Origin of the sequence: Metabacillus lacus, from assembly GCF_009674805.1 — a bacterium.
Lineage (GTDB): Bacteria > Bacillota > Bacilli > Bacillales > Bacillaceae > Metabacillus_C > Metabacillus_C lacus.
In genome coordinates this window covers 51651-60167 of record NZ_WKKI01000021.1, presented here as the reverse complement: position 1 = coordinate 60167, position 8517 = coordinate 51651, and the positions used below count along the sequence as shown (strand labels likewise).

Genomic DNA, 8517 nt, shown 5'->3' with positions numbered 1-8517 from the left:
AATTATACCAAATCAAGGAGGGTTTTCTTTTATTTTTTAACTTTTACAATTTTTAGGAGATGTATTTCAGTGGTCTCTACCCGTCCCCTTGTCCCTTCGTCCCCTTGTCCCAAGCTAAATTTAATCTATAAATAATCTCGATATTGGAAGAGCAATGCAACTAAGTTCACGACGGTATATGCCAAACATGTCAGGAAAATTAGGCCAGGTGAAAACTCAAATTTCTCTTGTTTTGATTTGATCCCTGTCCCTCCTTGAACGGTCACATCCAGCAGACGAGATGTAGCCCCTCCCTTTGAATTAGAAAACCAAATAACGACTGTCACAACTAACCCTACAAAAAATGAATAATCAGAAAAATTTGCATCAAAATAAGTTGCGATTCCGAAACTTAGGCATATTAAAATCAATAAGGTAATGACAATAGTTAATATTTTGTTCATGTATACAACCTCCCCCTTTGTATTTTTCTGTATTTTTTTAATAATACCATATACTTACATTACAAAAAGTCTATTTCTTGGTCGATGCGAATACAGGAAAAGTTTATAAAGTTAAATAGAGACCAAGTGCCTGTCACTCCCCGATTAGTAACTCCAAGGAGCGGGACGAGGTACCCGTCCCCTTGTCCCACGAGAAGGTTTATTGTTTGAAGAAGCGGGAAAGAGATAAAGTGGCACTTTTGCCGCCAATTTCCCACTAGATATCAATTTGCACTTTATAGATTGAGAGGATGTCATTTCATTGTACACTGCTGAATTGCTGGAACTATTGGAATCAAAGATGATATCAGGTCCGCTGCCCTCATATATAACCGGAATGACAATGGACTCTAGAACCGTTACACCTGGAGATCTTTTCCTCTGCATTTCCGGCACAGTCGCTGACGGCCATACATACGCGGAGGAAGCCTGGAGAAGAGGAGCTGTCCTCATTGTTGCTGAGAAAGAGATAGAATGTCTTCCCCCATCGGCTTGTCTTGTTATCGTGAAAAATTCTCTAAAAGCAATGACATTGCTTGCACATCATTTCTATGGCTATCCTTCTTCAAGGATGAATGTGATCGGTGTAACAGGGACGAATGGAAAGACTACTGTTACAAGGCTTATTCATGATATTTTGTCACTGTCGGGAAAGAAGGCAGCCTCAGCAGGAACGCTTGGATTTCTTTTGGGCCAAAAGCTCACTCCCTCTCCCAATACAACTTCCGATATTCTGTCAAACTTACAATTTCTAAAAACTGCTGAAGAAGCGGGGTGCCATGATGCCGCGTTCGAGGTATCTTCCCAAGGCCTTCTAAATGGAAGGATAGATGGAATTGAATTTGATGTAGCAGTTTTTACGAATCTTACACATGAACATCTGGACTATCACAGGACGATGGAACGTTATGCTCATGCTAAAGGCCTTCTTTTTTCACAGCTTGGCCAGAATATAAACAAAAAAAAGTATGCGGTTATCAATTCTGATGATCCTTGGGGTCCTTATTTTTCCAGCCTCACCCCACATGAAACCATCACCTATGGACTGACACCAAGTGCGGATTTCTATGCAGAACAGATGATCATGACAGAACGTGGAATCTCTTTTCTGATGCATTCGCCAGAAGGCGCATTTCCTGTCCACACCCAATACATCGGAACATTTAATGTATACAATATACTGGCAGCTGCAGCAGCTCTTTACGCCTCTGGGTACAAAGTGGAAAAGGTTGTCTCCTGCCTTCCAAAGGTGCTTCCTCCTGCCGGTAGAATGGAGAGAATATCAGGAACTGACGGCCCAGCCGTTTATGTGGATTACGCACACACTCCTGATGCGATTGGCAAAGCAATAAACAGTCTACTTCCCTTTAAAAAAGGAAAACTGATTATTATGATAGGGGGAGGCAACTACAAAGATCCTTCCAAACGCCCTTTAATGGCAAGAGAAGCTTCACTGGCAGACTATGTCGTTATCACAACGAATAACCCGGGATTAGAGCCGCCCAAAAAAATATTGGCCAATTTTGAACAAGGCATGCAGCATTCTAGCTACATTTTAATAGAGAACAGAGCTGAAGCTATCAGGCACGCAGTCATTTCAGCAAGCAAGGATGATATTGTTCTACTAACAGATAAGGGACATGAAACCACACTTCTCATCGGCACAAAAAAAGTGCCCCACAGCGATAAGGCAATCGCATTGGAAGCACTTGCTGAACATACAGATACTCTAATGGCTTAGGCAATTAGAGTATCTTTATTTCCCTATGGAGTGGTACTATATTTCTTCTTGATTTTTTTATTGCTGGATTCTATCACTTTCTAGATTCAAAACTTCAATATCTTCAATAGACAGCCCGGAATCCATTAAGTAAAAATCAACAACACCAGTAAAAATACCTTGTAACTTTAAAGAGATCAGGAGCTGCTCCATAGTTATCGGAAAATTACCCTCTATAAATTTCTTCACGTCTTTGAACGGAGTGTCTATTGAAGTAATAAAATCAAAAATATAGTTAGGATATTCATCTTTCAGTGGAATATCCAACACGCGCCGATATTTATTGTGGTCTATATGATAAAGGTTTAATGTAGCAAAAAGATTATAGATTACAGATCTATCTTCATAGGTAATAGAAGTTAAGTCAGTAAACTGAACTAATTTATATTGCTTTATCATCGTTACCTCACTTTTAAAAATGTCTTGTTTACAAATTTTATACCGGAAACACTTTTTAGCTAAGGCTTCTCTGAGGTTTAAAGCGCCTGGACAGCAGCGGTTCTTCCAAACCTTATTGCTATTTACAAAGTACATAATATAGTATCAGTGGACCTTCAATGGAAAATACGCACAATGACGGGATTACCGGTTATTTAGGATTTTACTTAGCTCAATTAATCCTATTTTAAATTTGTTCGAACTTAAAGGAAACCTGGAGGTTTCCTCTTTTTCTTATTCAGTTTTGATTAACGATATTTTTGGATACTACAAATATTGAAATTAATACTATTCCTCACATTGTGCTTTTTCTGATGACAAGTTCAGTTGGAAGGTAATGATCTTTGTATTCAAGAGAAGGATTTTCAATCCTCGCAATAAGAGTTTCTGCTGCTTTAATTCCTATATCATACGCAGGCTGCTTAACAACCGTTAATGGTGGGGAAGTAATCTTGGTCCAATCGTAATCATCAAAGCCAATAATCATTAGTTCTTCCGGAATTTTAATTTGTTTTTCATTGAAGAAAGCAACAGCTCCCATAGTCATGATATTGTTAGCAATCATAATTGAAGACGTTTTTTCTTGCTCCCACAACTCTTTTGCAAGCCTGTAGCCTTCTTCAAATGTCGCATCTCCTACTTTAACGAGATTCGGATCATAGATCACACCACTTTCACTTAATGCCCTCTTGTAGCCTTCAATTCTAGCATTGCTGGTTGTAAGGCCAAGCCCTCCAGAGATAAAACCAATTCTGTCATTTCCTTTTTCCAGGAGAAGGCCAACTGCATCATAAGTACCTTGCAGGTTATCAGCAAGCACGCAGTCTCCAGCAACATCTTTAGGCTTACGGTCAATAAAAACAACCGGATAGTGGCCGTTCAGGGCTTCATGTAAATGTGAGGGGCCAGACATGGCTGGAGCAATAATCATTCCATCTATTAATTGAGTATTAAAAACCTTGATTTGCTCCTTTTCGCTTTCAATTGACTCATTGGAATTACTTAACAGGAGATGATAGTTATGTTCTTTAAATTTATGTTCAATCCCCTGTGCTATAGACATAAAGAAAAAATTCGATGTGTCCGCACCCATTATAGGAACGAGAAGGGCAATAGTTTTGGACCTGGAACTTCTGAGACTTCGTGCAATCGAATTGGGACGATAATCAAGTTCCGTCATTACCTGGACGACTCTCTTTTTCGTTTTTTCCGATACATGCCGAGTTTCATTGATGACATGTGAAACGGTGGCTGTGGAGACACCTGCCCTCTGAGCTACATCTTTCATTGAAAAGAATTTTTCATTTGTATTAAGCATGTAATCACCTATTATTTTTATTGTAACGTCATTTTAACTTTTCTTTTTGCAAAACGATCAAAGAGGGAATGGCAATAGCTGAAAACAATCAGCGTGTAAATACTTGCTGCAAAGAGAACCGCAGCAGGAAAAGTAAGTAAAGTTATTAGAAATATATACAATGTAATCCCTACCATTAATATTTTAAAAGGGTATGACAGGATGATCGTTGCAGAGTTTAGAACAATACCTTTTGAATCTGTTTCAAAATGGACAATAGCCGAAAACATAATTAAGCTTGCATTAAAAAAGAGATATGAAAATGAAGAAAATAGAAATTCAAAGAATGGCTGTTCAATTGTTTTTATCCAAATCAAATCTACGAAAATGATAAGCCCCATTAAAGTCCAAACCATGTTAAGAAGCCTGTGTTGGCGTAAAATTTGAAAAAAGTATGAATAATAGGATTTGATTATTCCCAGTGAATTCTCTTTCCTCAAATATTGTTGGCGTACTACACCAAACATCGCTGCTGTAGCTGGAAAAATGGTTACCACCGGCAGGCAGCTCACGAACCAAATCAAATTAACTAACAGAAAATCTACAGTCTTTTCCACCAGTTTAACATTTTTCACACTCATGAGGTTCATGCAGTCCCCACCTTTGCTTTTCCTTTAATAATAAATAGATTTCATTTCCCAAATTTTGAGGCTGTGTATTTTCAAGTCGTCTGGCCCTGAAATACCAATACCGAGAGCATCTGATCTACTGGGGTACACTCTTGTGGTTAAACTATGGGATTTATTAATGTACGCTTCCAGTAGTGACTTATCAAGCAGAAGCCTAATACTTATTGTAGATAAACGTCTGCTGAGGGTTCCTCCTTGAATTCCGCCAGTCCGTTCAGATGCATCAAGTGTTGTTTTTGTCCTGTTGACCGAAAACGAATGAACATCTGCATTGTAGCTGAATACTGTTTGTTCCTCTCCGTCAGGTGTTTTACGCACAATTAAATCAAAGGATTTTTCTGTTTCAACTTCGAGCATGATTTCGAGCATATCCCCCTTCACTTTCTGCAAAAGGAAATTAGCCGATTTAACTGGTTCATCATTTATAGACAGGAGACTTTTTTTTCTAAGTGAAGCAACAGATTCCACGGGCTCTATCGTAAGTTCCCCATCATTGGCAAGTGAGAGCATTACAGGCATTCCTGCCGTATGCGCCCATCCAGATTCGAACTCTTTCTCCACACTGCGCTCTCCTTGAGCGATTGAAAATAGAACAATCTTTCCGCTTTTTGGATCCACCATTCCGCTTGGGCCTGTAAAATGAAAAGTACTAAGATCAATCTTCTTTGGCTGCTCGCTGTCTGGACTAAAGGTTGCATATTCAGGGCTCCACTTACCAAGCCAATAAAAAATCTCCACTTCAGCATTCTTTCCTATAGGGCTGATGATTAAAATGTGCTTGTCATTGCTGATTGGCAATAAAACAGGAAGCTCCCATATTTCACCCAAATAAGGATACTTTTCATGGGGAATATCAATTAAAGAGCCTCTGAACTCCCAGTGTATGAGATCTTTAGAAGTGAAAACCGGAATTGTTCCTCCTTTATTCTCAAAGCCTGATCCCACTAATTGATACCATTGGTCACCCTCTTTCCAGACAAATGGATCTCTAAATCCATCATGGTGCAGATCCATACATCTAGGTTGCTGTAAAACAGATTCCGGATGCTTTATCCAATTTTTCAAATCCAGGTCTTGATCTTCCTTAACAGTAGATTTTGCCAATCCTATCATTTGATTTGGAGTAAATGCGTCGTTTCCAGCTGTAAAGAATAGAACTGGATCACCATTTTCATCGAATGAAGCATTGCCGGACCATGTTCCTACCGTGTCAATATCATTATTACTTGGCGCAAGGGCAATAAGGGTATCTTTCCAGTTGACGAGATCTTCACTTACCCAGTGTCCCCAATGAATATTCCCCCAATAAGGACCTTGAGGATTGTGCTGGTAGAATAGATGATACTTTCCTTTATAATAAAAAGGAGCATGAGGTTCATTCATCCAGTGACCAGGTGGCGATGCATGAAACTGCGGCCGGTGATGATCATCTTTCCACCTGTCCCTATTTAACGAAATCTGTTCTTCACTTATTTTCGGGAGTAAATCATAATTAAAGAATTCATCCTCGGATAAGTTCATAGTTTCAGATAAAGTAATTTCATTAATTAGTCCGCTGAACATATTAGGAATAAAAACATTTGCAATCCTCTCTTCGCAGTTGTTTTTACCGATTAGCAACGGGACATATGCTGGCTTGAATGTAAATCCCTGAAGCTCCGCCTTTGCTGCAGGCTTTCCGTTAACATATAAATTAATTTCTTTATTTGAAACGAATGCCTGAATATGATGCCATTCGGATTTATTTAGCATAAAGTCTGACGCAAGACTTACCCACTTATTTCCAGTACCCACTTGGAAATCCAGGCAACCATCTCCCGTGATTCCTAAAAAAAAGCCTTCTTGTTTGTTCATATCACATTGATTAATTATTGCTGCTGAAGCCTTTTTATACCCAGTGTATGTCCTTAGTGCAATCCAAGCACTAATAGAAAAATTTTGTACTGAGGGCATTTTGAAAGCTGATTCTATATAATCTGAATACCCGTCCAGCCAGACTGCAGAAGAAGAAATGCCCGTTCTTATTTCCGGGAGAAATCCCTGCGTAAGTCTTTGATTTTTTAAAATATACGGAGCAAATTCATCATGCACGTCATTTTCAATTTTTCCATCTGACTTTTCATTAAATACCCATCGAGCAATCATTTTTTCCAACGGCTCTCCTCCTACTGTTGTAAACTAAAAACAGAACAGGAGCAGCAGCTCCGGTTCTGCTGAGTATTAATTTTAATTAAAATCATCAAGACCTTTTTGATAAATCTTCATTAATTCAGACAGTCCCATGTCTTCAAGCTGCTGTACGTATTCATCCCATTCTTCTTCTATTCCGCCTTCAAGAAGCCACTGAGCCTGCTTTTGATTAACCACTTCTCTAATTTCCGCTTCAATCTGTTCTTTTGTTCTTAAGTCATCTTCTGTGAATAACACTTGAGGATAGTTATCCTTTTCCATATATGGAGCATAGACAGTCTCCAGATCTTTTAATCTCTCTTTTGCTCGAGGCTCCATTTCTACGACAGTTCCAAAGTCTTCTTTCAGTATAACAACCGGTCCATTTGGTGCAACTTTCTGCCGCAGCTCACCCATTGCCACATCCTTAGGAAGCTCTTTATTAACAAGCATTCCGTTTTCGTCCTCTTCAAATATTGTTCCGATTGGTCCCCAGCTGATTTGAGCAGACATCTTTGGCTCATAAAGCTGATCTACCCAGCGCATTGTAATTTCAGGATTTTTATTGGCCGATGTAATGACAAACGCTGCCTTTCCATAATCTGAGTTATTGGAACGCCCAATTAATTGTGTTCCATCTGGACCTTTCAGAGGTGGAAGAAGTACATAGTCCCCTTTGCGTTCAGGTCCCACAACTTCTTCTGTTTCCCACCAAATATATGAGCCCAGTGTTGGATCTGCTGTTTTTCCTTTAGCAAGATATTGAGGTGCTTCCTGTGTGAAAGATTCAGAATCAATCAGCCCTTCTTTTACCCATTTATGATAATAGCTAATTGCTTCTTTATATTCAGGCTGTACGGCCGTGAAAATCACTTTCCCATTACGAACAACTCTGTGCTCTAAATTATCAGCAAGACCAAACGGCGCAAAAAGATCTCCGTTGTTTCCTGTCCAGAAATTGTACATAAAGCTTAGAGGAATTTCATCCTGTTTCCCATTTCCGTTCGGATCTTTTTCTTTAAATGCTTTTAATACTTTGTGGTAGTCTTCAAGTGTTTCCGGCACGTTTAAACCAAGATTATCCAGCCATCTTTTGTTAATTGAGTGAAAGTTCGGCACTGCTCCAAGACCCATTTCTTCTGCTCGAGGCAAAGAATAAATGTGGCCGTCTGGAGCTGTAACCATTTGCTTTAATTCTGGACGCTTTTCAAAAACCTTCTGAATATTCGGTGCGTATTTCTCAATTAAATCCTCTAGCGGAATAATAGATCCATTGGCACCTGCACTTACGATATCGTAGTCTGAAAACTGCGCATCATAAAATGCATCCGGTAGATCCCCACTGGAGAGCATCAAATTCTTTTTTTCCTGGTACCCTTCAGAAGGTATGTTATTCCATTTAATATGGACCCCTGTTGATTTTTCTAAATCTTTCACAATGTCCATTTCCCCATAGTTAGGCGCAAGGGGCGCTTTAGGTGAAACAAAATTCAAGGTGACTTTTTCATCTACGATTGGAAGTCCCTTTTGATTAAAAACTGCATCACTTTTCTCTTTTTCTTTAGATGTCTGATCAGAGCATGCTCCAAGGAAACACGTGACACTGATTAAAATTGCGCTGATTGCTTTTCCCCTTTTATTCATTTCATTTCCCCCTAAATA

At 39.2% G+C, this 8517-nt stretch carries 7 protein-coding genes; 1 reads left to right on the top strand and 6 read right to left on the bottom strand.

All coding sequences use genetic code 11. From position 1 onward, the window contains the following. Window positions 1–125: 125 nt before the first annotated feature. Window positions 126–443 carry a hypothetical protein gene (locus GJU40_RS11830; protein WP_154307966.1) on the bottom strand — a complete coding sequence of 106 codons (318 nt, stop codon included), beginning with the start codon at window positions 441–443 and terminating at the stop codon, window positions 126–128. 301 nt (window positions 444–744) lie between these two features. On the opposite strand from GJU40_RS11830, the gene GJU40_RS11825 reads away from it, so the two are divergent. Next, complete coding sequence (locus GJU40_RS11825) at window positions 745–2223, top strand: UDP-N-acetylmuramoyl-L-alanyl-D-glutamate--2,6-diaminopimelate ligase (RefSeq protein ID WP_154307965.1); 1479 nt, start codon at window positions 745–747, stop codon at window positions 2221–2223. 57 nt (window positions 2224–2280) lie between these two features. On the opposite strand, the gene GJU40_RS11820 is transcribed toward GJU40_RS11825, so the two are convergent. The 5 genes from GJU40_RS11820 to GJU40_RS11800 all read right to left on the bottom strand — a co-directional run bounded on the left by GJU40_RS11820 (window position 2281) and on the right by GJU40_RS11800 (window position 8499). Next, window positions 2281–2661, bottom strand: coding sequence for a hypothetical protein (locus GJU40_RS11820; protein ID WP_154307964.1), 381 nt, complete (start codon window positions 2659–2661; stop codon window positions 2281–2283). A 334-nt stretch (window positions 2662–2995) separates the two neighbouring features. Continuing rightward, window positions 2996–4018 carry a LacI family DNA-binding transcriptional regulator gene (locus tag GJU40_RS11815; RefSeq protein WP_154307963.1) on the bottom strand — a complete coding sequence of 341 codons (1023 nt, stop codon included), beginning with the start codon at window positions 4016–4018 and terminating at the stop codon, window positions 2996–2998. A 17-nt stretch (window positions 4019–4035) separates the two neighbouring features. Further along, window positions 4036–4647, bottom strand: coding sequence for a DUF624 domain-containing protein (locus tag GJU40_RS11810; protein WP_154307962.1), 612 nt, complete (start codon window positions 4645–4647; stop codon window positions 4036–4038). A 24-nt stretch (window positions 4648–4671) separates the two neighbouring features. Continuing rightward, window positions 4672–6831 carry a GH32 C-terminal domain-containing protein gene (locus GJU40_RS11805; protein WP_246188350.1) on the bottom strand — a complete coding sequence of 720 codons (2160 nt, stop codon included), beginning with the start codon at window positions 6829–6831 and terminating at the stop codon, window positions 4672–4674. A gap of 81 nt (window positions 6832–6912) precedes the next feature. Then, on the bottom strand, window positions 6913–8499 hold the full coding sequence (locus GJU40_RS11800) for an ABC transporter substrate-binding protein (protein WP_154307960.1): 1587 nt from the start codon (window positions 8497–8499) through the stop codon (window positions 6913–6915). Between the last annotated feature and the right edge of the window lie 18 nt (window positions 8500–8517).

What these genes read in the sequence shown, in the direction of transcription:
- GJU40_RS11830 (WP_154307966.1), bottom strand. Translation starts at nt 443, where the DNA reads ATGAACAAAATATTAACTATTGTCATTACCTTATTGATTTTAATATGC.
- GJU40_RS11800 (WP_154307960.1), bottom strand. Translation starts at nt 8,499, where the DNA reads ATGAATAAAAGGGGAAAAGCAATCAGCGCAATTTTAATCAGTGTCACG.
- GJU40_RS11810 (WP_154307962.1), bottom strand. Translation starts at nt 4,647, where the DNA reads ATGAACCTCATGAGTGTGAAAAATGTTAAACTGGTGGAAAAGACTGTA.
- GJU40_RS11805 (WP_246188350.1), bottom strand. Translation starts at nt 6,831, where the DNA reads ATGATTGCTCGATGGGTATTTAATGAAAAGTCAGATGGAAAAATTGAA.
- GJU40_RS11815 (WP_154307963.1), bottom strand. Translation starts at nt 4,018, where the DNA reads ATGCTTAATACAAATGAAAAATTCTTTTCAATGAAAGATGTAGCTCAG.
- GJU40_RS11820 (WP_154307964.1), bottom strand. Translation starts at nt 2,661, where the DNA reads ATGATAAAGCAATATAAATTAGTTCAGTTTACTGACTTAACTTCTATT.